This is a genomic window from Aeromonas sanarellii (genome assembly GCF_000820085.1).
Classification (GTDB): Bacteria; Pseudomonadota; Gammaproteobacteria; order Enterobacterales; family Aeromonadaceae; genus Aeromonas; species Aeromonas sanarellii.
Genome location: NZ_CDBN01000098.1, coordinates 49829 through 71914, shown reverse-complemented (window position 1 = coordinate 71914; position 22086 = coordinate 49829). Strand labels below are relative to the sequence as shown.

Annotated in this window: 26 protein-coding genes; 20 read left to right on the top strand and 6 right to left on the bottom strand. The window is 60.5% G+C overall.

The window, feature by feature from the left end; all coding sequences use genetic code 11:
* Positions 1 to 13: 13 nt before the first annotated feature.
* The 6 genes from BN1132_RS18585 to BN1132_RS18565 all read left to right on the top strand — a co-directional run bounded on the left by BN1132_RS18585 (position 14) and on the right by BN1132_RS18565 (position 4289).
* Positions 14 to 751 carry a lysine/arginine/ornithine ABC transporter substrate-binding protein gene (locus BN1132_RS18585; protein ID WP_042079304.1) on the top strand — a complete coding sequence of 246 codons (738 nt, stop codon included), beginning with the start codon at positions 14 to 16 and terminating at the stop codon, positions 749 to 751.
* A 3-nt stretch (positions 752 to 754) separates the two neighbouring features.
* The gene (gene artQ / locus BN1132_RS18580) at positions 755 to 1405 is read left to right on the top strand and encodes an arginine ABC transporter permease ArtQ (protein WP_042079303.1); all 651 of its coding nucleotides are present in this window, start codon (positions 755 to 757) and stop codon (positions 1403 to 1405) included.
* Between the two features lie 2 nt (positions 1406 to 1407).
* Entirely contained in the window at positions 1408 to 1533 is a 126-nt protein-coding gene (locus BN1132_RS20410) for a hypothetical protein (protein ID WP_280136294.1), read from the top strand.
* Between the two features lie 2 nt (positions 1534 to 1535).
* Positions 1536 to 2198 (top strand): arginine ABC transporter permease ArtM, encoded by a 663-nt coding sequence (gene artM, locus BN1132_RS18575; protein ID WP_042079302.1) that lies wholly within the window; start codon positions 1536 to 1538, stop codon positions 2196 to 2198.
* 242 nt (positions 2199 to 2440) lie between these two features.
* The gene (mdh, locus tag BN1132_RS18570; RefSeq protein WP_042079301.1) at positions 2441 to 3376 is read left to right on the top strand and encodes a malate dehydrogenase; all 936 of its coding nucleotides are present in this window, start codon (positions 2441 to 2443) and stop codon (positions 3374 to 3376) included.
* Positions 3377 to 3698: 322 nt separating this feature from the next.
* The gene (locus tag BN1132_RS18565) at positions 3699 to 4289 is read left to right on the top strand and encodes a tetratricopeptide repeat protein (protein ID WP_042079300.1); all 591 of its coding nucleotides are present in this window, start codon (positions 3699 to 3701) and stop codon (positions 4287 to 4289) included.
* 83 nt (positions 4290 to 4372) lie between these two features.
* Here BN1132_RS18565 and hmpA read toward each other — a convergent pair whose 3' ends face one another.
* The gene (gene hmpA / locus BN1132_RS18560) at positions 4373 to 5566 is read right to left on the bottom strand and encodes an NO-inducible flavohemoprotein (RefSeq protein WP_042079299.1); all 1194 of its coding nucleotides are present in this window, start codon (positions 5564 to 5566) and stop codon (positions 4373 to 4375) included.
* A gap of 111 nt (positions 5567 to 5677) precedes the next feature.
* On the opposite strand from hmpA, the gene BN1132_RS18555 reads away from it, so the two are divergent.
* On the top strand, positions 5678 to 6145 hold the full coding sequence (locus tag BN1132_RS18555; RefSeq protein ID WP_042079298.1) for an Rrf2 family transcriptional regulator: 468 nt from the start codon (positions 5678 to 5680) through the stop codon (positions 6143 to 6145).
* Positions 6146 to 6175: 30 nt separating this feature from the next.
* Here the strand turns inward: BN1132_RS18555 and BN1132_RS18550 are convergent, their stop codons facing one another.
* Together BN1132_RS18550 and BN1132_RS18545 are read right to left on the bottom strand one after the other, a co-directional pair.
* Positions 6176 to 7456 carry an HlyC/CorC family transporter gene (locus BN1132_RS18550; RefSeq protein WP_042079297.1) on the bottom strand — a complete coding sequence of 427 codons (1281 nt, stop codon included), beginning with the start codon at positions 7454 to 7456 and terminating at the stop codon, positions 6176 to 6178.
* 40 nt (positions 7457 to 7496) lie between these two features.
* The gene (locus tag BN1132_RS18545) at positions 7497 to 8288 is read right to left on the bottom strand and encodes a cytochrome C assembly family protein (protein WP_042079404.1); all 792 of its coding nucleotides are present in this window, start codon (positions 8286 to 8288) and stop codon (positions 7497 to 7499) included.
* 364 nt (positions 8289 to 8652) lie between these two features.
* Between BN1132_RS18545 and ffh the strand changes: the two genes are divergently transcribed.
* The 5 genes from ffh (at position 8653) to rplS (ending at position 12167) form a co-directional block, all read left to right on the top strand.
* Positions 8653 to 10029 carry a signal recognition particle protein gene (gene ffh / locus BN1132_RS18540; protein WP_042079296.1) on the top strand — a complete coding sequence of 459 codons (1377 nt, stop codon included), beginning with the start codon at positions 8653 to 8655 and terminating at the stop codon, positions 10027 to 10029.
* Between the two features lie 179 nt (positions 10030 to 10208).
* Complete coding sequence (gene rpsP / locus BN1132_RS18535) at positions 10209 to 10457, top strand: 30S ribosomal protein S16 (RefSeq protein WP_010673084.1); 249 nt, start codon at positions 10209 to 10211, stop codon at positions 10455 to 10457.
* 24 nt (positions 10458 to 10481) lie between these two features.
* On the top strand, positions 10482 to 11003 hold the full coding sequence (gene rimM / locus BN1132_RS18530; RefSeq protein ID WP_039039979.1) for a ribosome maturation factor RimM: 522 nt from the start codon (positions 10482 to 10484) through the stop codon (positions 11001 to 11003).
* Positions 11004 to 11037: 34 nt separating this feature from the next.
* A complete protein-coding gene (trmD, locus tag BN1132_RS18525) occupies positions 11038 to 11784 on the top strand; it encodes a tRNA (guanosine(37)-N1)-methyltransferase TrmD (RefSeq protein WP_042079295.1) in 747 nt (248 codons plus the stop codon).
* Between the two features lie 35 nt (positions 11785 to 11819).
* Positions 11820 to 12167, top strand: a complete 348-nt coding sequence (rplS, locus tag BN1132_RS18520) for a 50S ribosomal protein L19 (protein ID WP_005313505.1) — start codon at positions 11820 to 11822, stop codon at positions 12165 to 12167.
* Between the two features lie 105 nt (positions 12168 to 12272).
* Here rplS and BN1132_RS18515 read toward each other — a convergent pair whose 3' ends face one another.
* Positions 12273 to 12602, bottom strand: coding sequence for an isoamylase early set domain-containing protein (locus tag BN1132_RS18515; protein WP_042079294.1), 330 nt, complete (start codon positions 12600 to 12602; stop codon positions 12273 to 12275).
* An 83-nt stretch (positions 12603 to 12685) separates the two neighbouring features.
* Positions 12686 to 13360, bottom strand: a complete 675-nt coding sequence (gene mutH / locus BN1132_RS18510; protein ID WP_042079293.1) for a DNA mismatch repair endonuclease MutH — start codon at positions 13358 to 13360, stop codon at positions 12686 to 12688.
* Between the two features lie 731 nt (positions 13361 to 14091).
* Between mutH and rppH the strand changes: the two genes are divergently transcribed.
* The 8 genes from rppH to BN1132_RS18470 all read left to right on the top strand — a co-directional run bounded on the left by rppH (position 14092) and on the right by BN1132_RS18470 (position 21730).
* Complete coding sequence (gene rppH / locus BN1132_RS18505) at positions 14092 to 14619, top strand: RNA pyrophosphohydrolase (RefSeq protein ID WP_082035008.1); 528 nt, start codon at positions 14092 to 14094, stop codon at positions 14617 to 14619.
* A gap of 13 nt (positions 14620 to 14632) precedes the next feature.
* On the top strand, positions 14633 to 16912 hold the full coding sequence (ptsP, locus tag BN1132_RS18500) for a phosphoenolpyruvate--protein phosphotransferase (protein WP_042079292.1): 2280 nt from the start codon (positions 14633 to 14635) through the stop codon (positions 16910 to 16912).
* A 66-nt stretch (positions 16913 to 16978) separates the two neighbouring features.
* On the top strand, positions 16979 to 17803 hold the full coding sequence (gene lgt / locus BN1132_RS18495; RefSeq protein ID WP_042079291.1) for a prolipoprotein diacylglyceryl transferase: 825 nt from the start codon (positions 16979 to 16981) through the stop codon (positions 17801 to 17803).
* On the top strand, positions 17803 to 18597 hold the full coding sequence (gene thyA, locus BN1132_RS18490) for a thymidylate synthase (RefSeq protein ID WP_042079290.1): 795 nt from the start codon (positions 17803 to 17805) through the stop codon (positions 18595 to 18597). Before lgt ends, thyA begins: the two co-directional genes overlap by 1 nt.
* Before the next feature lie 270 nt (positions 18598 to 18867).
* Positions 18868 to 20058: a Na+/H+ antiporter NhaA gene (gene nhaA / locus BN1132_RS18485; protein WP_042079289.1), complete on the top strand. Its 1191-nt coding sequence runs from the start codon at positions 18868 to 18870 to the stop codon at positions 20056 to 20058.
* On the top strand, positions 20055 to 20459 hold the full coding sequence (locus tag BN1132_RS18480) for a Rossmann-fold NAD(P)-binding domain-containing protein (RefSeq protein ID WP_042079288.1): 405 nt from the start codon (positions 20055 to 20057) through the stop codon (positions 20457 to 20459). The genes nhaA and BN1132_RS18480 overlap by 4 nt, the downstream gene beginning before the upstream one ends.
* Complete coding sequence (nhaR, locus tag BN1132_RS18475) at positions 20446 to 21378, top strand: transcriptional activator NhaR (RefSeq protein ID WP_042079287.1); 933 nt, start codon at positions 20446 to 20448, stop codon at positions 21376 to 21378. The genes BN1132_RS18480 and nhaR overlap by 14 nt, the downstream gene beginning before the upstream one ends.
* 49 nt (positions 21379 to 21427) lie before the next feature.
* Positions 21428 to 21730: an ArsR/SmtB family transcription factor gene (locus BN1132_RS18470; RefSeq protein WP_042079286.1), complete on the top strand. Its 303-nt coding sequence runs from the start codon at positions 21428 to 21430 to the stop codon at positions 21728 to 21730.
* A gap of 49 nt (positions 21731 to 21779) precedes the next feature.
* On the opposite strand, the gene rpsT is transcribed toward BN1132_RS18470, so the two are convergent.
* The gene (rpsT, locus tag BN1132_RS18465; RefSeq protein ID WP_005308808.1) at positions 21780 to 22043 is read right to left on the bottom strand and encodes a 30S ribosomal protein S20; all 264 of its coding nucleotides are present in this window, start codon (positions 22041 to 22043) and stop codon (positions 21780 to 21782) included.
* Positions 22044 to 22086: the final 43 nt, after the last annotated feature.

Here is a 22086-nt window from a genome sequence, read left to right as displayed (position 1 = left end):
TAAGGAAGCTGTCATGAAAAAGAGTCTGTTGCTGGTCGCCGCCATGGGCCTGCTGAGCACCTCTGTGCTGGCGAAAGAGATCAAGTTCGCCACCGAGGCCACCTATGCGCCGTTCGAATACCTGGACGACAAGAACGAGTTCCAGGGCTTTGACATCGATCTGGCCCGCGCCGTCTGCGCCCAGGTCAAGCTGGAGTGCAGCTTCCACAACCAGGCCTTCGACAGCCTGATCCCCAGCCTCAAGTTCCGCCGCTATGACGCCGCCATCGCCGCCATGGACGTGACCCCGGAGCGGGCCGCCCAGGTCGACTTCTCCGACATCTATTACGAGAACTCCGCCGTCTTCGTCGCCAAGAAGGACGCCTTCAAGGGGCCGGAAGATCTGGTGGACAAGACAGTCGGCGTGCAGAACGGCACCTCCCACCAGTCCTATCTGGTGGACAACTGGGTGAGCAAGGGTCTGCTGACCGTGCCCTACGCCAGCTACCAGAGCGCCTTCCTCGACATGATGAACGGCCGCACCGACGGCGTGTTTGCCGATACGGCGGTGGCCGCCGACTGGCTCAAGCAGCACAAGGAGTATGCGGTGGTGGGGACGCCGGTGACCGACGCCAAGTACTTCGGTACCGGCTTCGGCATCGCGGTGGCCAAGGGCAACCAGGAGCTGTTGACCCAGCTGAACAAGGGGCTGGCCGAGATCAAGGCCAACGGCACCTATCAGAAGATCTATGACAAGTACTTCGCGCAGTAAGCCATGCTGAGCCTGTTGTTGGATGCAGCCTGGATGACCCTCGGGCTGGCCCTGGCATCCCTGGTCGGGGGCATGGCGCTGGCGCTGGCGTTCAGCGCTGCCGAGCTCAGCAAGCGCAGCTGGTTGGTGTGGCCCGTGGCCACCCTGACCACCCTGATCCGCGGTCTGCCCGAGCTGCTGGTGGTGCTCTTCATCTACTTCGGCTCGACCCAGGTGCTGTTCCTCATCACCGGGGAGTACGTGGAGTTCAGCCCGTTCGCCTGCGGTGTGCTGGCGCTCTCCCTGCTGTTCGCGAGCTATGCCACCCAGACCCTGAGGGCCGCGCTCAATGCGGTGCCTGCCGGGCAGCGGCTGGCCGCGCTGGCGCTCGGCCTGGGCAAGGGGCACACCTTCTTTCGCATCGTGCTGCCCCAGGCTTGGCGCCACGCCCTGCCGGGGCTGGGCAACCAGTGGTTGGTGCTGCTCAAGGACACCGCCCTGGTCTCCCTCATCGGGGTGAACGAGATGATGCGCCAGGCGCAGATGGCGTCGGCCAGCACCTATCAACCCTTCACCTGGTACGCCGCCGCGGCACTCATCTACCTGGCCATCAGCCTGGTGAGCGAGTTCGGCCTCAAGCAGGCGGCTCGTTACACCCGACGCTACGGAGGCTGAGCATGCAGGACTATCTCATGACCCTGCTGGGGGGATTTGTTATCACCCTGCAACCGACCGCCTTCAGTCAGCTGGGTGACTGCGGGTTCAAGCAGGCTGCTCCTTCTACCCGCCGTTACGGAGGCTGATCATGCAGGATTACCTGATGACCCTGCTGGGGGGGCTGGCCATTACCTTGCAGCTCACCGCGTTCAGCCTGCTGCTCGGGGTGTTGCTGGCGATCGGCATGACCTGGGTGCTGGAGCGCCGCATACCGGTGGCGACCCAGCTGGTGCAGCTCTGGGTGCTGATCTTCACCGGCACGCCGCTGCTCATCCAGATCTTCCTCATCTACTACGGGCCTGGCCAGTTCGAGTGGCTCAAGGCGAGCCCGCTCTGGCCGCTGCTCAAACAGCCCTGGTTCTGCGCCGTGCTGGCGCTCGGCTTCAACACCGCCGCCTACTCCACCCGGCTGTTCAAGGGGGCCCTCGACGCCATCCCCGCCGGCGAGGTGGAGGCCTGTCGGGCGCTCGGCTTCTCGGCCGGCCAGACCCTCTGGATGAAGACCCGCCACGCCGCCCGCCGGCTGGTGCCCGCCTATTCCAACGAGGTGATCCTGGTGCTCAAGGGGAGTTCGCTCGCCAGTACCATCACCATCATGGACATCATGGGGCTGGCCCAGCGCCTCAACGCCCAGACCTATGACACCCTGGCGGTGTTCACCGTGGCCGGGGCCCTCTACCTGACCATGAATGGATTGTTAACAATTGGTTTCCGCTGGTGTGAGCGCAGAGCGCTGGCATTCCAGTCCTGAGGCAGTCTGATTTACCTCTTAATGGTGAGGTGGGCACAGGAAATCTGTGCTTATCCTCCCATTTATCGCATATTCCTCTCCGCTTTCGTCGCCGCTTGTTCCCTGGCTCACAGAACCCGTGATTACAACTGTTATCAGATTGTTTTTTGGGAGGGGATCCTTTAAGGTGAGGCGCACAATAAGAATCAGCGTTAACCCAACTAGAAACAACCTTAAACCTACGCTTAGACATGGAGTTGATCATGAAAGTTGCCGTTCTGGGTGCCGCCGGTGGCATCGGCCAAGCCCTCGCTCTGCTGTTGAAAAATCGCCTTCCTGCCGGTTCCGAACTGAGCCTGTATGACATCGCACCGGTCACCCCGGGCGTGGCGGCGGACCTGAGCCATATCCCGACTGACGTGAAAGTAAAAGGTTTCTGCGGTGAAGATCCGAGCCCGGCTCTGGTCGGCGCCGATGTCGTGCTGATCTCCGCTGGCGTGGCCCGCAAGCCCGGCATGGATCGTTCCGACCTGTTCAACATCAACGCCGGCATCGTCAAGAATCTGGTGGAGAAGTGTGCCGCCTCCTGCCCGAAAGCGCTGATCGGCATCATCACCAACCCGGTCAACACCACGGTCGCCATCGCCGCCGAAGTGCTGAAGAAGGCCGGTGTCTATGACAAGCGCCGCCTGTTCGGCGTTACCACCCTGGACGTGATCCGTGGCGAGACCTTCGTGGCCGAAGCCAAGGGGCTGAACGTCGACAAGGTGCGCGTCAACGTCATCGGCGGCCACAGTGGCGTGACCATTCTGCCGCTGCTCTCTCAGGTTGAAGGCGCGTCTTTCACTGCTGAAGAAGTCGCCGCCATGACCAAGCGCATCCAGAATGCCGGTACCGAGGTTGTGGAAGCCAAGGCCGGTGGCGGTTCCGCCACCCTCTCCATGGGCCAGGCAGCCTGTCGCTTCGGTCTGTCTCTCATCAAGGGTCTGCAAGGGGAAGCCAACGTCATCGAGTGCGCCTATGTGGAAGGCAACGGCGAGCACGCCACCTTCTTCGCGCAGCCGGTACTGCTCGGCAAGAACGGTGTCGAGTCCGTGCTGGACTACGGCAAGCTGAGCGCCTTCGAGCAAGAGGCGATGGACAGCATGCTGGCCACCCTGAAGGCCGACATCCAGCTGGGTGTCGACTTCGTCAAATAAGTCGCCGCGTCGATCGCAAGGGGAGCCCAGGCTCCCCTTTGTCATTTTCGGGGGTTGGTGTGGCGGGCTAAGGAGATGGTCCCGGCTGCCGATAACAGAGGGCAGCAGGAGATCCCTAATGATGAAACCCAGTATCCTCATCGGCCTCGTCGGTTTGTGCAGCCTCCCCTTGCAGGGGGCCGAGCCGGCATCGGCCGCCATACCAACCCAGACTGCGGCGACCGCGTCTCCCCCAGCCACAGTTACGTCACCACCTGAACGTTCGACCATTGCCGCGCCTGCCGCATCCGCTGCGGCCTCGACAGCCCCGGCGGCGGCACCCTTGCCCAAGGCGGCAAGCGCAGTCTCCGCGGCGGCGGGGGAACTGCAGGCGGTGCCGCTCTATCGGCAGGACGAGCTGCTCAACTGGATAGAGCAGGGGCGCCACCTGACCCGGGTGAGGCAGGATCGATGCCAGCTGACCCAGGATATCGAGGCCCGCGCCTCGGTGATGAAGATCCCCGCCTATCAGTTCCTGTGGGGGGACATGCTGGCCTGGGGCGTCTGCGTCAAGCCGGATGCCCAGATCGGCGTGCAATACATGTGGGAGGCGGCGAACCAGGGGCTGGCGCCCGCGTTGGAGCAGCTCGGTCGCTATTACTGGAAGGGCATCTTGGTGCAGAAGGATCTGGTGCGGGCCGAAACCCTGATGCGGGAGGCCGCCAGCCTCGGCTTCCTGCGGGCCCAGATGGAGTGGGTCGAGATGCTGTTGCAGGGCATGGGGAGCCCGCTGGATTACGAGGAGGCCTATCACTGGCTGCACGGCGCCGTCATCGGTGACAAGGCCACCCACCAGAAGGCGGCCAGCCTGCTGAGCCGGCTCGGCAACCGCATGCCCGCCAACGCCATCGCCCGCGCCAAGGCGATGCGCTGATCACTGGCGGCCAGACACCATGAAAAAGGCCCGGGCACCTGGGTGCCCGGGCCTTGTCAGCTGTGCGCGGCGGTGAGGCGGGATCAGATCTCCTGATGGGGGCCGAAGATCTCGTAGTGCATCCGGTCGGCAGGCACGCCCAAACCGACCAGTTGACCCTTCACCGCCTTCATAAAGCCAAGGGGGCCGCAGAAATAGTAGTGGGCGTTGGCCGGGATGAGGTCGGTGACCTGCTCCAGCGCCAGGGGGCCGATGAAGTCGTAATCCTCACCCTGGACATCCTGCTCTCCCGGCTCTCGATACCAGGTGCGGCTCTGCAATCTGGGGTGCTGCCGGCTTTTCTCCCGGATCTCCTCTCTGAACGCGTGCTGGGCACCGCGCTCGCAGGCGTGCAGCCAGCGGATCTCGGTATCCTGGCCGCTCGCCAGCAAGTGGTTGAGCATGCTCAGCACGGGGGTGAGTCCCACCCCGGCGGAGAGCAGCACCACTGGGGTGGCAGTCTCCTCTTGCAGGAAGAAGTCGCCTGCCGGTGGCATCACTGTCACCTCGTCACCGACGTGCAGCTTGTCGTGCAGCAGGTTGGAAGCCTGACCCTGGGGCTCGCGCTTGACGCTGATGCGGTAGTCGCGGCCATTGGGCGCATCGGAGAGAGAGTACTGGCGGATCTCCTGGTGTTCTAGCTTGGGATGAACCAGCTTGATGCTGAGATATTGACCCGGCTTGAAGCGCAGCACGGGCATGCCGTCGACGGGGGCCAGCACGAAGGAGGTGACGAGTTCGCTCTCCTGGCGCTTCTCCCTGATGATGAAGGAACGGGTACCCTGCCAGCCCCCCTCCTGGCTTGCCTGCTCCCGGTAGAGCTCGCCCTCCCGGCCGATGAAGATGTCGGCCAGCACGCCATATGCCTTGCCCCAGGCCGCCAGCACCTCCTCTGTCACCGCATTACCACCCATTTCTTTGAGCGTGGCCAAGAGATGACTACCTACAATGTGATATTGTTCCGGCTGGATGAGGAAACCCGTGTGCTTGTGGGCGATGCGTTCCACGGCCCCTGCCAGGGCGCCCAGGTTGTCGATGTTCCTGGCATAGGCCGCCACCGCACTGAACAGCGCCAACGGCTGACCGCCGCTGCGCTGGTGAGCCAGATTGAATACATCCTTCAATTCCGGATGGTGGCTGAACAAGCGCTGGTAGAAGTGCTGGGTGAGGGCTGGTCCCGCCGATTCGAGCAAAGGAATGGTGCTCTTGATGACGGCGATGGTGGCTTGGTCTAACATAGGAGGTCCTTTCTAATTGAACATCTGGAATGTCACTTAATAAGTTGCATCCTAAATGTTTAATTGATCTGGATCAATCATCAATTCTTTGCGCTATGCGCCGCAGGCACTATGAGACTGACTAGCTATACCGATTTTGGATTGAGAGCCCTGCTCTATCTGGCCACCCTGCCGGAGGGCGAACTGTCGAGCGTGGCCAAGGTGTCCGCCCTGTACGACGTCTCCCGCAACCACATGGTGAAGGTGGTAAACCAGCTGGTGAAGCTGGGCTACCTGCAATCCCAGCGCGGCAAGAATGGCGGGATCCGCATGGCCTGCTCCCCCGAGAGCATAAACATAGGCCAGGTGATCCGGGCGCTGGAAGGCAATCTGGACGGCATCGACTGCGGTTCCCCCGTCTGCCATATCGTCTCTGTCTGCCTGCTCAAGAGCGCGTTGAAGGAGGCGATGAACGCGTTCCTGGCGGTGATGGACGGCTATACGCTGCAAGATCTGCTGGCCAACCGTGACGAGCTGCAGCAGGTGTTCGGCGAGTTGATCCCGACCCTGGTGCTGGAGCCGGATGACGAGAGCGAGTGAAACGAAAAGGCTGCCATCGGCAGCCTTTTTTCAATCTTCGTACCCTGAATCGTTACGGTACAGGTGTGGCATGATCCTCGCCATCTTCACCATGTTGTTCTCCACCTCGAGGATCTCGATGGGGTAGCCCGCCAGCCTGACGCTGATGTTGGGCTGGGGGATCTCCTCCAGGTACTCCAGGATCACGCCGTTGAGAGTGCGCGGGCCATCGGTGGGGAGGTGCCAGTCCATCTCCTTGTTCAGCTCGCGGATGCTGGCGGAGCCCTCGACCAGGAAGGAGCCGTCCGGCTGGGGGTGGATCTCGTCGCTCGGGGTCGGCGTCATGGAGGTAGTGAAGTCGCCGACTATCTCTTCCAGTATGTCGTCCAGGGTGATCAACCCCTGAATGTCGCCATATTCGTCGACAATCAGCCCGATCCTCTCCTTGTTGCGCTGGAACTTGGCCAGCTGCACATTGAGCGGCGTCCCCTGGGGGATGAAGTAGATGGGGTCGACCTCTCGCAGCAGACTGGACTTGCTGAACTGATCCCGTGCGACCAGCCTCAGGGCGTCGCGTGCGTGCAGGAAGCCAACCACATCGTCGATGTTGTCGCGATAGAGCAGGATCTTGGTGTGGGCGCAGTGGGCCAGCTGGCGCAGGATGAGCTTCCAGTCGTCGTTGATGTCGATGGCGGAGATCTCGCTGCGCGGCACCATGATGTTCTCCACCGTCATCTTGTCCAGATCCAGGATGCTGATCAGCATCTCCTGATGGCGCTGGGGAATCAGGCTGCCCGCCTCGTTGACTATGGTGCGCAGCTCCTCGGTGTTGAGGGCGTCATCCTTGCGGTGTTCGAGGCGCAAGAGCTTGAGCAGCAGGTTGGTGATGCTGTTGATGAGCCAGACCAGGGGCGAGAAGGGCACCATCAAGCCCTTGAGGACCCAGGAGGCGGGGTAGGCAATGCGCTCGGGGAACATGGCGGCCAGGGTCTTGGGGGTGACCTCCCCGAACACCAGCACCACCAGGGTGAGGCCGAAGGTGGCGATGGCGACGCCGAGATCCCCGAACAGCCGGATGCAGACTATGGTGGCGATGGCGGAAGCCAGGATGTTGACCAAGTTGTTGCCGATGAGAATGAGGCCGAGCAGCCTGTCCGGCCGGGCCAGCAGTTTTTCGACCCGGCGGGCGGCCTTGTGCTTGGTCTGGGCCAGATGCCGCAACTTGTAGCGGTTGAGGGACATCAGACCGGTTTCGGAACTGGAGAAGAAGGCTGACAAGAGGATCAAGATAACGAGCACAATCAGCAATGTACTCGTTGAGATACTGTCCAAGCAGGGCTCCTGTGTCTGTGGTTGAGGGGCGGGCGGGTCGTCAGCTCAGCAGCACTTCCTTGACGAAGCGACTGCCAAAGTAGGCCAGGGTCAGGATGATGCTGCCGACCAGGCTCAGCATGATGACTTTGCGACCCCGCCAGCCACGGGTGTGATGGCCCCACAGCAGCAGGGCGTAGACGCACCAGGCCAGGATCGAGAGGATGGCCTTGTGGGACTTGCCCTGGGCGAACATGTCTTCCAGGAAGAACAGGCCGGAGGCGATGGAGAGGGTCAGCAACAGCAGCCCCGCCGAGATCAGCTGGAACAGGCGCTTCTCCACCGTCATCAGGGGCGGCATGGCAGGCAGATGACTGATTTTTCTCGATTTCAGCTGCCTGTCCAGACAGGCAAGCTGGAGGGCAAACAGGCAGGCTATCATCAGCACCGAATAGGCCAGCAAGGCGAGCCCGATGTGCAGCAACAGTTGAGGATGGGCCTCCAGATGGGTGATGTAGCGCCCGGGAATGAGGGCGCTGGCCGCCAGCAGCAGGGCCGAGAAGCTGTAGACGACGGGCAGCAGGATCCAGCCGTTGAAGCGGCGGGTGACGCAGGTCATGAAGCTGCTGATGATCAGACTGACCAGGGAGGCCACGTTCAGCATGCTGAGGTTCTGGCCGGAGTGAGTGGCCAGTACCTCGCTGCCCACGGCCACCCCATGGGCGGTCAGGGCAAGGCCGATGCAGGCAAACAGCGACGCTTGCCCGACAGGCTTGGCGCTGAGCAGCAGGTGCAGTGAGGCGATGATGGCCAGCAGGTAAAACGCCAGGGCCAGAACAGAGATCACGATCATAACCAGGTCGTTGTCAAACAAGCTTTAGGGATAAGAGGGGCAGTATACCTTGCACAAGATATGCTCGCCAGTTGTGCCAGGGGCCAACTGCCCACATATAAGTAGAAGCGCTCCATGCGGCGAATAATCGTCCTCCGGCGTTGACTGGGGTATACTGCCCGCCATTTGTTGACCTGCCCGTTCATGGCAGGCTGCCGCAAGCGGCGAGTCATCGTCCCTGCAGTGCGGACTGGGGTATAATGCCCCTCATTTGTTAGCCTGCCCGTTCGAAGGCTGGCTGCCGCCACAAGCGGCGAGTAATCGTCCCCACAGTGCTGACCGGGGTATAATGTCCCCATTGTCACGCCAAGAACCGGAAAGCGTCATGTTTGAGAATTTGACTGAACGACTCTCGCGCACCCTGCGCAACGTCAGCGGCCGCGGTCGCCTGACGGAAGAGAACATCAAGGATACCCTGCGCGAAGTGCGCATGGCGCTGCTCGAGGCGGACGTCGCCCTGCCGGTGGTGCGCGATTTCGTTGCCCGCGTCAAGGAGCGGGCGGTGGGCCAGGAAGTGGCCAAGTCCCTGAGCCCGGGCCAGGCCTTCATCAAGATAGTGCACGGCGAACTGGTCACCGTGATGGGGGAGGCCAACGAGCAGCTCAACCTGGCGGCCCAGCCGCCGGCCATCATCCTGATGGCGGGTCTGCAGGGGGCCGGTAAGACCACCACGGTCGGCAAGCTGGCCAAGCTGCTCAAGGAGCGAAGCAAGAAGAAGGTGCTGGTGGTCAGTGCCGACGTTTACCGCCCGGCGGCCATCAAGCAGCTGGAGACCCTGGCCGGCGACATCGGCGTCGACTTCTTCCCGAGCGATGCCAGCCAGAAACCCGTCGCCATCGCCACCGCGGCCATCGATCAGGCGCGCAAGAAGTTCTATGACGTGGTGATCGTCGATACCGCCGGTCGTCTGCACGTCGATGGCGAGATGATGGCGGAGATCCAGGATCTGCACGCCACCATCAAGCCGGTGGAGACCCTGTTCGTGGTGGATGCCATGACGGGTCAGGATGCCGCCAACACCGCCAAGGCATTCAACGAGGCGCTGCCCCTCACCGGTGTGATCCTCACCAAGGCGGACGGCGACGCCCGCGGCGGTGCCGCCCTGTCGGTGCGCCACATCACCGGCAAGCCGGTCAAGTTCATCGGCATGGGAGAGAAGACAGACGCGCTGGAGCCCTTCCATCCGGATCGTCTGGCCTCCCGCATCCTCGGCATGGGCGACGTGCTGTCGCTCATCGAAGAGGTGGAGCGCAACGTCGACAAGGAGAAGGCGGCCAAGCTGGCCAGCAAGGTCAAGAGCGGCAAGGGCTTCGATCTGGAAGACTTCCGCGAGCAGCTGGCCCAGATGCGCAACATGGGCGGCATGATGGGCATGCTCGACAAGCTGCCCGGCATGTCCGGCCTGCCGGACAACATCAAGGACCAGATGGATGACAAACTCACCGTGCGGATGGAGGCCATCATCAGCTCCATGACGCCCAAGGAGCGTGCCCACCCCGATCTGATCAAGGGCTCCCGCAAGCGCCGCATCGCCGCGGGCTCCGGCATGCAGGTGCAGGACGTGAACAAGCTGCTCAAGCAGTTCACCGAGATGCAGCGCATGATGAAGAAGATGTCCGGCAAGGGCGGCATGCGCAAGATGATGGGCCAGATGAAGAACATGCTGCCCCCCGGCTTCGGTGGCGGCCGCGGCCCCTTCTGATCCGACCCGGATCGCTGATCGAGGGTCTGCCCATGGCAGGCCCTTTTCATTGCCGCTCTGCGCAAAAAATGGCTGGCTTGGTTGCAATTATTACGAATCCAAGTAGAATTACGCGGCTTATTTTAAGCTAGGGTCCGCGTGTTTGCGGGCCTTGTTCATTAGATGTTAATGAGGACGATATGGTAACCATTCGTTTACAACGTGGTGGCGCGAAAAAGCGTCCGTTCTACCAGGTAGTAGTTGCTGACAGCCGTAACGCCCGTGACGGTCGTTTCATCGAGCGCGTCGGTTTCTTCAACCCGGTTGCTGCTGGTAACGCTGAAAAGCTGAACCTGGACCTGGCTCGTATCGAGCATTGGGTTGCTACTGGTGCCGCTGTTTCTGACCGCGTTGCCAAGCTGATCAAAGACGCTGCCAAAGCTGCTTAATCAGCCAAACGGTAGGGAGTTAAGGTGGAAAAACCTGTAGTTCTGGGCACCCTGGGCACCGTTTACGGGATCAAGGGCTGGCTTAAAGTGAACTCCTTCACCGATGTTGCCGAAGCGATTTTCGATTACAACCCCTGGCTGATCAATCAGAACGGGGCGTGGCGTGAAATCCGGGTGTCATCCTGGAAGCGTCACAACAAGGGTCTGATCTGCAAACTCGATGGTATCGACGTGCGCGAGGATGCCCTGGCATTGACCAATGTCGAGATTGGCGTCCCCGCCGATCTGTTGCCCGCGTTGCCCGAAGGGGAGTTCTACTGGCGTGACCTCATCGGTTGCACCGTAGTGACCACCAAGGGATACGACCTGGGCAAGGTGACCGAGTTGATGGAAACCGGCTCCAACGATGTGTTGGTGGTTGAGGCCAATGTAAAAGATGCCTTTGGTGCAAAGGAGCGGTTGATTCCGTTCCTGGAAGAGCAGGTGATCAAGAACATTGATCTGACTGCTCGAACAATCGAAGTTGATTGGGATCCTGGTTTCTAGTTTCCCGCGCTGATACGGGTGCCGGAGGTTTCTTATGTGGATTGGGGTGATCAGCCTCTTCCCTGAAATGTTCCGAGCCATTACCGAGCACGGGGTAACGGGTCGGGCCGTCAAGAGTGGCCTGCTGCAGATTGAGTGCTGGAACCCCCGGGACTTTACCCACGACAAACACCGTACGGTCGATGATCGTCCCTATGGTGGTGGGCCCGGCATGTTGATGATGGTTCAGCCGCTGCGTGATGCCATTCATGCAGCCAAGCAAGCGGCGGGAGACGGGGTGAAAGTCATCTATCTCTCCCCTCAGGGACGCAAGCTGACTCAAGCGGGCGTAACCGAGCTGGCGATGAATCAGAAACTGATTCTGGTCGCCGGTCGATACGAAGGTATCGATGAACGCGTGATACAAACCGAAGTCGACGAAGAGTGGTCTATCGGGGATTACGTGTTAAGTGGTGGCGAACTGCCTGCCATGACCCTGATCGATGCGGTTTCGCGTCTGGTCCCGGGGGTTTTGGGCGATCAGGCCAGTGCCGAGCAGGACTCCTTCACGGATGGCCTGCTGGATCATCCCCACTATACTCGGCCGGAGGTGTTGGATGGGCTGACGGTGCCCGAGGCGCTGACAAGCGGCAATCACGAAGTGATTCGGCGCTGGCGTCTCAAGCAATCGCTCGGACGAACCTGGCAGAGAAGGCCGGAACTTATTAACAACCTAGCTCTGACTGACGAGCAAGAATCACTTCTTGCCGAGTATGTCCGCGAAGTGCGTGACAACGTTTAGTAGAGTTTTCAGTTTATCCTAGGTAAGGAAAGACAATGAGCAAGATTATTCAGCAGCTTGAACAAGAGCAACTGCGTACCGACATCCCGGCTTTTGCCCAGGGCGACACCGTACGTGTTCAAGTTCGTGTTAAAGAAGGTGGTAAAGAGCGTCTGCAGGCTTTCGAAGGCATCGTGATTGCCAAGCGTAACCGCGGTCTGCACTCTGCTTTCACCGTTCGCAAGATCTCCAACGGCGAAGGTGTTGAGCGTGTATTCCAGACTCACTCTCCGCTGATCCACAGCGTAGAACTGAAGCGTCGTGGTGATGTTCGCCGCGCCAAACTGTACTACCTGCGCAACCTGTCCGGCAAAGCTGCTCGTATCAAAGAGAAGCTCAACTAATTCGATTCGAATTGGTGTCGGTATGTCGGCGAAAAGCTCGACAGGTAGTGAAAAGGCTCGCCAATGGCGAGCCTTTTTTGTGTCCGCGATTCGGCAGGCCGGCACTCAGCCCGGCTGGCTGACCCTCACCACTGAGTTGTCCCGCCCGAAGGGACCGGGCACATAGTCATCCGCTTCCCAGTCGTTGTCGTAGAAGGTCTCGCCATTCGGTTGCACCAGCTGGTAGCAATACTCGAAATGGGCGGGGCCGTCGGTGGGAAGGTTGAGCGTCGCCTTGAACTCCCCGCTCTTCATCCTTTTCAGTTCGATGGGTTGCCACTGGCTGAATTCACCCAGCAGCAAGACCTGTTCGGCGTCGCCGGCGGCCTCCTTTTCCACTGCAAAGGTCACCTTGACCTCGGGACGGGACTTGAGAAATTGCTTGTTGATCGGCATATGGACTCCTTGTCACTGGCTGCGAAGAAAGCACTCCTGGTCATTTTTATATCACTCTATGACAAGGATGTTGATAACACAGATCAAAGGGGCAGGGCAAAGTGGCGCTGCAGCAACTGGTGGGTGAACGGGATCTTGAGGTAGAACCCCCGTGGCAGGGTCTGGATCGGCTGGCCGTTGCGACCGATGGCGCGGGTCAGGGCCTTGCTGTTGGCCGCCTTGGGGCGCAGTTGCATCACCTGGCCGTGGCGGGCACTGATCTGCTCCACTTCCCCCAGCACTATCATGTCCATCAGCTCCTCCCAGTCCTGACGCAGCAGCTCATCCTCCTCCTCGCTCGGGCTCCACAGCAGCGGCATGCCGACCCTGCGTTCACCGACCGGGATGTCGCGGCTCCCCTCCACCGGGATCCAGAGCACCCGCGACAGCTTGTTGCGCACGTTCGACTCTTCCCAGCGCTGGCCGCTGATCCCGATGAGGGGGGCCACGCAGACGAAGGTGGTCTCGAGCGGCCGGCCTTGAGGATCGACGGGGATCGTCTTGAGCTCGATGCCGAGATCCGGGAAATCCTGCTCGGGCCGGCTGCCGGCGCTGGCCCCCAGATGCCATTCGATCAATTGCCCCGTCCAGCCCTTGTCACGCCTGAGATCCCGCGGCACCGGGATCCCGGCGGTGGCGGCGAGCTGGGCCAGGGTGAGGCCCGCCATGGCATAGGCGCGGGTCAGCAGCTCCTGTTCTGACTGGGGATTGGCGGGCATGAGGGCTCCTGTGAGAGGGAATGGGTTGGGCATGGTGGACCCTCGAAGGGATCGCTGATTTTATAACCGATCCTTGCCCGGCTATACACAGGGGGGGCAAGATTACCGGTTATTATCTATCGTAATGATTTTAAAGAGTTTTGGTGTTTTTCTCCAGCCCGGAGAGGAGAAGGATCCCTGCTGAAGCGAGTTGTCCAAGGGTTTGGACGAGCTGTTTCACATAGTTATCCACAGAAATCTTGGATAACTGAGATAAAGTGGTGATGCAGCCCCCCGCATCAGAAATAAATGTGAGAGCACGCCGATTTTTCTCGCCATTTCGGTGCAGATAATGCGCCATATCTGTGGATAAATCAGCCTTGGTGGATCTTTGAACAGCCGAACTTGTTCACAATTGACGGTGAGGATCCTTGGGCGCAAAAGACATGGATCTTGATCCAGCACTTAAAGTGTAAGTTTATGTATTTAAATGAATATTATATTTAGTGGTGAATCGGGTATGATGTGGTGCCGTGAGACACCACAGTATAAAACTACTGTATATACCTGCTTGATCACAGGCTTATGCACAGTCTGGGTGGGCAACTTGGGCAGCTAGAATGTCCAATTTGTTTATAACTTTGCTTGAAAAGCCAAGTTATTCATGAATGGAAGATGACAGTCCCTGTTTGCCGCCACGGGGTGAATGTGGAACAATCTCGTTATAGATTCAGCCTTTATAAGGTGATCACGTGATAGATGGCGACGGATTTCGTCCCAATGTCGGCATCGTGATCTGTAACCGTGACGGACAAGTATTGTGGGCTAAGCGCTATGGGCAGCACTCCTGGCAGTTTCCGCAGGGGGGGGTTGATGATGGTGAATCGCCGGAACAGGCCATGTATCGTGAGCTGTATGAGGAGATAGGCCTCAAGCCGGACGATGTGACCATCTTGGCGACCAGTCGCAACTGGTTGAAATATCGCTTACCCAAACGGCTCGTTCGCTGGGACAGTTCACCGGTCTGTATTGGCCAGAAGCAGAAGTGGTTTTTGTTGCAGCTCGATCCCGGTAAAGAGTCCAGGATCCAGTTTGGCTGCCATGGTCACCCGGAATTTGATGATTGGCGTTGGGTCAGCTTCTGGTACCCGGTGCGTCAGGTCGTCTCCTTCAAGCGGGAGGTTTACCGCCGGGTGATGAAGGAGTTTGCCCCGCTGGCCATGCCAGTGCCCGTGGTGCAGGCTAATCGAAAGGATGGGCGGCGCAACCGCTCGCGCTAAGGAGCACAACTAGTTGCTGACGGAACTCAGACGCATCGTGGAAAGCATGGCCGAGGCCAACACCCTCGAACAGGCCCTGCATGCATTGGTGAGCCAGACCCGGCTCGCCATGACGGTGGACTGTTGCTCTGTCTATGTCGCCGAGCCAGAGATGCGCCGCTACCGGCTGGCGGCCACCGATGGCCTGGCCGAGTCGGCCGTGGGCAAGGCGACCCTGCCCTTCGAACAGGGCATCGTCGGTCTGGTGGGTCAGCGTGAAGAGCTGATCAACCTGGCCGATGCCCCGGCCCACCCCAGTTTCAAGTTCCTGCCCGACGTGGCCGAGGAGGCGTTTCGCTCCTTCCTCGGTGCCCCCATCATGCATCAGCGCCAGGTGGTGGGCATTCTGGTGGTGCAGCAGAAAGAGAGTCGGTTGTTCGATGAAGGGGAAGAGTCCTTCATGGTCACCCTGGCGGCCCAGCTGGCGGCTCGCATCGCCCAGGCCCAGGCCAAGGGGTGGTTGCAGAAGACCGACTGGAGCAAGCCCCTGCGCGGCATCGCCGGGGCCAGCGGCATCGCCATCGCCAAGGCCTGGGTGTGGCGCCCGCGCAAGGCGCTCAACACCATCACGCCGCGCAAGGACGAGGACCACGGCAAGCAGCTGGCCCGCCTCGAGCTGGCGGTGGAGGAGGTGCGCCACGATCTGGAGAGCCTAGCGCTGCGCTTTCGCGAGAGTTACAGCCAGGACTCGGTCGCGATCTTCGACATCTATCTGCACCTGCTGGACGACCCTGGCTACATCAAGCCGATCCGCAACAAGGTCAGCAAGGAGCACTGGACCGCGATCTCCGCGGTCAAGCTCATCAGCGATCGCCTGATCGAACAGTTCAAGGGGATGAAGGATCCCTACCTGAGAGAGCGCTCCACCGATGTGAAGGACATCGCCCAGAGGCTCATCAGCCGTCTGGTGCAGGACGAGCCCGAGCAGCTCACCATAGGAGAGTCCGTGGTACTGGTGGCCGACGAGGTGACCGCCACCATACTCGCCGAGATCCCGCGGGAATTCCTGAGCGGCGTGGTGTCGCTCAAGGGGGGGACCAACTCCCACGCCGCCATCCTGGCCCGTGCCATGGGGGTGGCTGCCATCATGGGGGTGGATCTGCCCCTCGGCGACATCGGCGGGCGCACCCTGGTCATCGATGGCTACAGCGGCGATCTCTTCATCGAACCCAACCAGGTGATCCTGACCGAGTACCGGCAACTGCTGAGCGAGGAGCGGGCGCTGGATACCCTGGTGCGCAGCGTCGACAACCAGCCCTCCGAGACCGCCGACGGCACGCCTGTCTCCCTGCTGCTCAATGCCGGCCTCAGCGCCGATACCGAGATCTCCCTCAACCATCTGGCGGACGGCGTCGGACTCTATCGCACCGAGATCCCCTTCATGCTGCAGGACAGCTTCCCCTCGGAGTGGGAGCAGACGGCGCGCTATCGCGGGATCTTGGAGACCTACCGGGACAGACCGGTCTGCATGCGCACCCTGGACGTGGGAGGGGACAAGCAGCTGCCCTACTTCCCCATCGTGGAGGAAAATCCCTTCCTTGGCTGGCGGGGGATCCGGCTCACTCTGGATCACCCCGAGCTCTTCCTGGTTCAGCTCAAGGCCATGCTGCGGGCCAGCGAAGGGCTGGACAATCTGGCCATCATGCTGCCGATGATCAGTAGCGTCAGTGAGATCAAGGCCTCCCGCCGGTTGCTGGATCAGGCCTGGCGCGAGGTGTCGGAGGAGGCGGCGAGCCGCGATGCGGTGATCCGCTACCCCAGCCTCGGGGTGATGATTGAAGTCCCCTCCGCCCTCTATATCCTGCCTGAGATGGCACCCCTCATCGACTTCTGGTCGGTGGGCAGCAACGACCTGACCCAGTATCTGCTGGCTGTGGACCGTAACAACGCCCGGGTCGCCAGCATCTACGACGCCTTCCACCCCGCAGTGATCCGCGCTCTGCAGCTGCTGGTCGATGCCTCTCAGCGCTACCACAAGCCGGTCTCGGTCTGTGGCGAGCTGGCCGGCGATCCGGTCGGCGTGCTGCTGCTGCTGGCCATGGGCTATCGCCGCTTCAGCATGAATACCCACAATATTTCGCGCATCAAGTACGTGCTGCGTCAATCCGACCTCGGGGAGCTGAAGACGCTGCTGGCCGATGGCCTCAAGCACGACAATCCCCACGTGCTGCGCGGCCTGTTTGCCCGCTACCTGGAAGAACACGGGCTGGGCGGCTTGCTGCGGGCGGGCCACAAGGTCAGGCTGCCAGATTGATATTCAGTCTTGTTCCTGCTGGCGAATGATCGGAGAATGCGGCTTTTCCTATGACTGGGGCCGCTTATGCAGCACGACGGATATTGGATTTTCTCGCAGATTGATCCCGTAGCATTCAGTTTGGGACCACTATCGGTTCGCTGGTATGGTCTCATGTACCTGTTCGGCTTCGCCTTCGCCATGTGGCTGGCGGGCCGTCGCGCCGATGCGCCGAACAGCGGCTGGACCCGCAACGAGGTCTCCGACCTGCTGTTCTACGGCTTCCTCGGGGTCATTCTCGGTGGCCGCATCGGCTACGTGCTGTTCTACAACTTCGATCTCTTCCTCGCCGACCCGACCTACCTGTTCAAGATCTGGACCGGGGGCATGTCGTTCCACGGTGGTCTCATCGGGGTCATCACCGCCATGATCTGGTTTGCCCACAAGACCCAGCGCCACTTCTTCACCGTGGCCGACTTCGTGGCGCCGCTCATCCCCTTTGGCCTCGGCGTCGGTCGCATCGGCAACTTCATGAATGGCGAGCTGTGGGGGCGGGTCACCGATGTGCCCTGGGCCATCATCTTCCCGGAGGCGGGCCCCGAGCCGCGCCATCCGTCCCAGCTCTACCAGTTCGCCTTGGAAGGGGTGGTGCTCTTCATCATCCTGAACCTGTTCTGGCGCAAGCATCCACCCCGCGGCGCCATCTCAGGCCTGTTCCTGCTGTTCTACGGCCTGTTCCGCTTCCTGGTGGAGTTCGTCCGTCAGCCGGACAGCCAGTTGGGCCTCTACTTCAACGAAATCAGCATGGGCCAGATCCTCTCCACCCCGATGATAGTGGCGGGTGCGCTCATGGTCTGGGCCGCCTATAAACAGCCCCGTCTGTTCGGCAATGCGCCCAAGGAGGCCAAGTAATGCGTGCCTATCTCGATCTGATGCAGAAAATTCTGGACGAAGGGGCAGTCAAATCCGATCGCACCGGTACCGGTACCCTCTCCCTGTTCGGCCATCAGATGCGCTTCAATCTGGCGGAAGGATTCCCGCTGGTGACCACCAAGAAGTGTCACCTGCGCTCCATCATTCACGAGCTGCTCTGGTTCCTGAACGGTGACACCAATATCGCCTATCTGAAAGAGAACGGCGTCAGCATCTGGGACGAGTGGGCTGACGAGCACGGTGATCTGGGGCCCGTCTACGGTGCCCAGTGGCGTTCTTGGCCGACCGCGGACGGTGGCGTGGTGGATCAGATCCAGAAGGCGGTGGACGACATCAGGCAAAACCCGGATTCTCGCCGCATCATCGTCTCCGCTTGGAACGTGGGCGAGCTGGACAAGATGGCGCTCGCTCCCTGCCACGCCTTTTTCCAGTTCTATGTGGCGGACGGCAAGCTCTCCTGCCAGCTCTACCAGCGCAGTTGCGATGTCTTCCTCGGCCTGCCGTTCAACATCGCGAGCTACGCTCTGCTGACCCACATGATGGCCCAGCAGTGTGACCTCGAGGTGGGGGACTTCGTCTGGACCGGAGGCGACGTGCATCTCTATGCCAACCACATGGAGCAGACGGCGCTGCAGCTCAGCCGTGAGCCGCGGCCCTTGCCGCAGCTGGTGATCAAGCGCAAGCCGGACTCCATCTTCGACTACAGGTTCGAGGACTTCGAGATCCAGGGCTATGATCCCCATCCCGGCATCAAGGCCCCCGTCGCTATCTGAGGGGCCCCTTGCCCCCGGAGACGGACAGTGAAGACGGTTTGACACTCCTGTTCCATTGGCGCCTGCGGGCGCCTTTTTCATGCCTCATGTGAATTATTATGCAGTTTTTGGCGTAAGGAACTGGGGGAAGGGGAGGGGAAGATGGTGCTTATAGCAGACACAATTCATTTTGCCTTCGGTTTTCTCGTTGTTACTGGCTGTTAGAAACGATTTTTCATTGAACTACTCGACCCCTAGACTGAAAAGATGCAATTTTACGGGTAGTTAGACATGAGCGATGTATTCAAGCGTTTTCTCAAACTGGAGTCCGCTTCCGGAATAATTCTGATCCTGGCCGCCTTGTTGGCCATGGGCCTGGCGAACTCGGCCCTGGCGCAGCACTATCAGAGCTTCCTCAATACCGAGGTGCAGGTTCGTATCGCGGCTCTCGACATCAACAAGCCGCTGCTGCTCTGGATCAACGACGGCTTCATGGCGATCTTCTTCCTGCTGGTCGGCCTCGAAGTGAAGCGCGAGATGCTGGAGGGGGCGCTCTCCTCCCGGGTGCAGGCCACCTTCCCGGCCATTGCCGCCGTGGGCGGCATGCTGGCCCCCGCGATCATCTACAGCCTCTTCAACTACGGGGACGAGGCCACCCGGGCTGGCTGGGCCATCCCGGCCGCGACCGACATCGCCTTCGCCCTCGGGGTGATGGCATTGCTGGGCAAGCGGGTACCGACCAGCCTCAAGGTCTTCCTGCTGGCCTTGGCCATCATGGATGACCTGGGGGTCATCATCATCATCGCCTTGTTCTATACCCAGCAGTTGTCGCTGACCGCGCTGGCGATAGGTGTGGTGGCCACCTTGACCCTGCTCTGGATGAACCGCCGTGGTGAGGACAGAATTGGCCTCTACATGCTGGTGGGGCTGGTGCTCTGGGTCGCGGTGCTCAAGTCCGGCGTCCACGCGACGCTGGCCGGTGTGGTGGTGGGCTTTATGATCCCGCTGAACGGCAAGCGCTATGCGTCACCGCTCAAGCATCTGGAGCATGTGCTGCACCCCTGGAGCGCCTTCCTGATCCTGCCGCTGTTCGCCTTCGCGAATGCGGGGGTCTCTCTGGAGGGGATCTATCTCTCGGCCCTGCTCAACCCGCTTCCCATGGGCATCATACTGGGCCTCTTCGTCGGCAAGCCGCTCGGGATCTTCACCATCAGCTGGCTGGCGGTGAAAACCGGTGTCGCCCAGCTGCCGCAAGGAGTGAACTTCAGACAAATCTTTGCCGTCAGCATCCTGTGTGGCATCGGCTTCACCATGTCGATGTTCATCGCGTCGCTGGCGTTCGAGCATGGCGGACTGGACTACGGCAGCTACTCGCGCCTCGGGATCCTGGCGGGGTCCACCCTGGCGGCCGTGACCGGTTATATCGCCCTGCGGATGGCGCTGCCCAATCGGGAGGCGAATCAAAGCACGGAGGGGTTATGAAACGACTCGGATGGTTAGTCATGCTGGCGAGTCCTGTGGTCTGGGGGAACGGCCTGGCCGATTGCCAGCAGGATGCGGCCTCGGCCGGTTGTTCGGCCTATCTCAACGGGGTGGTCGACAGCGCCCTGATGCTGGGGGACAAGCAGGCCAAGGCCCGGTTTGGCGAGACCTTCGCCGAGCGGGCCCTGAGCAGCCGGGCCGGCGAGCGGGTCAAGCAGTCCAACAAGCGCTACTGCTCCGAGCGGATGCCGGATCCCGTTCGTCTCAAGGCCCATTTGCAGGCGCAGTTCGACGCGAACAAGGTTGACTCGATCAGCGACATGTATGACATTCTGGCGGTTGAACTCAGCTGCTACCGGAGCCCGCCTGGCGCGGGAACCCCATCGGATGTCACACCTTAATTACAATCACCTCTACTATTTTTGGATGACGCAGAAGAAGGGCTCCGTCACGCAGGCGGCGGAAGCCCTCTTCCTGACACCCCAGACCGTCACCGGCCAGATAAAGCTGCTCGAGCAGCGCCTCGGCGGCAAGTTGTTGATCAGAAAAGGGAGATCTCTCGAAGCCACCGAGCTTGGCCAGCTGGTGTTCCGCTATGCCGACAAGATGTTCAGCCTCTCCTACGAGATGCTGGATATCGTCAACTACCGCAAGGAGAGCCAGGTCCTGTTCGACGTCGGCATCGCCGATGCGCTCTCCAAGCGCCTCGCCAGCCGGGTGCTGCTCTCCGTCATCCCGAACGACGGCTCCATCCACCTACGCTGCTTCGAGTCGACCCACGAGCTGTTGCTGGAGCAGTTGAGTGAGCACAAGCTCGACATGATCCTCTCCGACTGCCCGGTGGACTCCAGCCAGCATGCCGGGCTGCTCTCCAAGCGGCTCGGAGGCTGTGGCGTCAGCTTCTTCTGCAAGGCGCCGCTGCCCGAAAAGCCTTTTCCCGCCTGTCTGGAGGAGCGCAAGCTGCTCATTCCCGGTCGCCGTACCGCCATGGGTCGCCAGTTGACCCAATGGTTCGAGCAACAGGGCATCTCTCCCAGCATCCTGGGGGAGTTCGATGATGCGGCCCTGATGAAGGCGTTCGGCTTCTTCAATCAGGGCATCTTCATGGCACCGACCATCTACCGGGAGGAGATCCTGGAGGGGGAGGAGGTGATGCTGCTGGGAGAGACCCAGGATCTGATGGAGGAGTACTACGTCATCTTCGCCGAACGGATGATCCAGCATCCTGCGGTGAAACGGGTGTGCGAGAGCGACTTCTCCTTCCTCTTTGCCGGGCAGGAGGATTTCACCGCCATTCAACCAGCGAGCCTGTCTTTTTAAATCGTCGAGGTCGGGGTTATGATGGCTGTCTTGCAGGAGAGGGGATGAGATGCAGTTGGAAGAGATGGAGGCGAATGCCGGGCGTGCCGTCACCCTGCTCAAGGCGCTGGCCAACGAGCGGCGACTGTTCATTCTGTGTCAGTTGCTGGAGCGGGAGTTGTCGGTGGGGGAACTCAATGAGCGGCTGGGGCTGAGTCAGTCGGCCCTGTCACAACATCTGGCCGTGTTGAGGCGCGATGAGCTGGTGGCGACGAGAAAGGAGGCCCAGACGGTCTACTATTCTCTGCGCAGCCTTGAGGTACGCGAGATGATCGGATTGTTGCACAGGCTGTATTGCAGCGAACCCAAATAAAAAACCGGCACTAAGGCCGGTTTTTTCAGCTTTCATCAGCGGATGCTGATTAAGCCATGGCTTTGATCTGAGCAGACAGGCGGCTCTTGTGACGAGCAGCTTTGTTCTTGTGGATCAGGCCTTTGGTCGCCATACGATCCATGATCGGCTGAGCAACAGCGAAAGCGGCAGTGGCAGCAGCCTTGTCGCCAGAGGCGATGGCAGCGATCACTTTCTTCAGGTAGGTACGGGTCATGGAACGACGGCTGGCGTTGTGCTGACGACGTTTCTCTGACTGAAGAGCACGCTTCTTAGCAGATTTGATGTTAGCCAAGGTAAAACTCCTAAAACTGTCTTAGCGAGTGTATTGAAAAGGC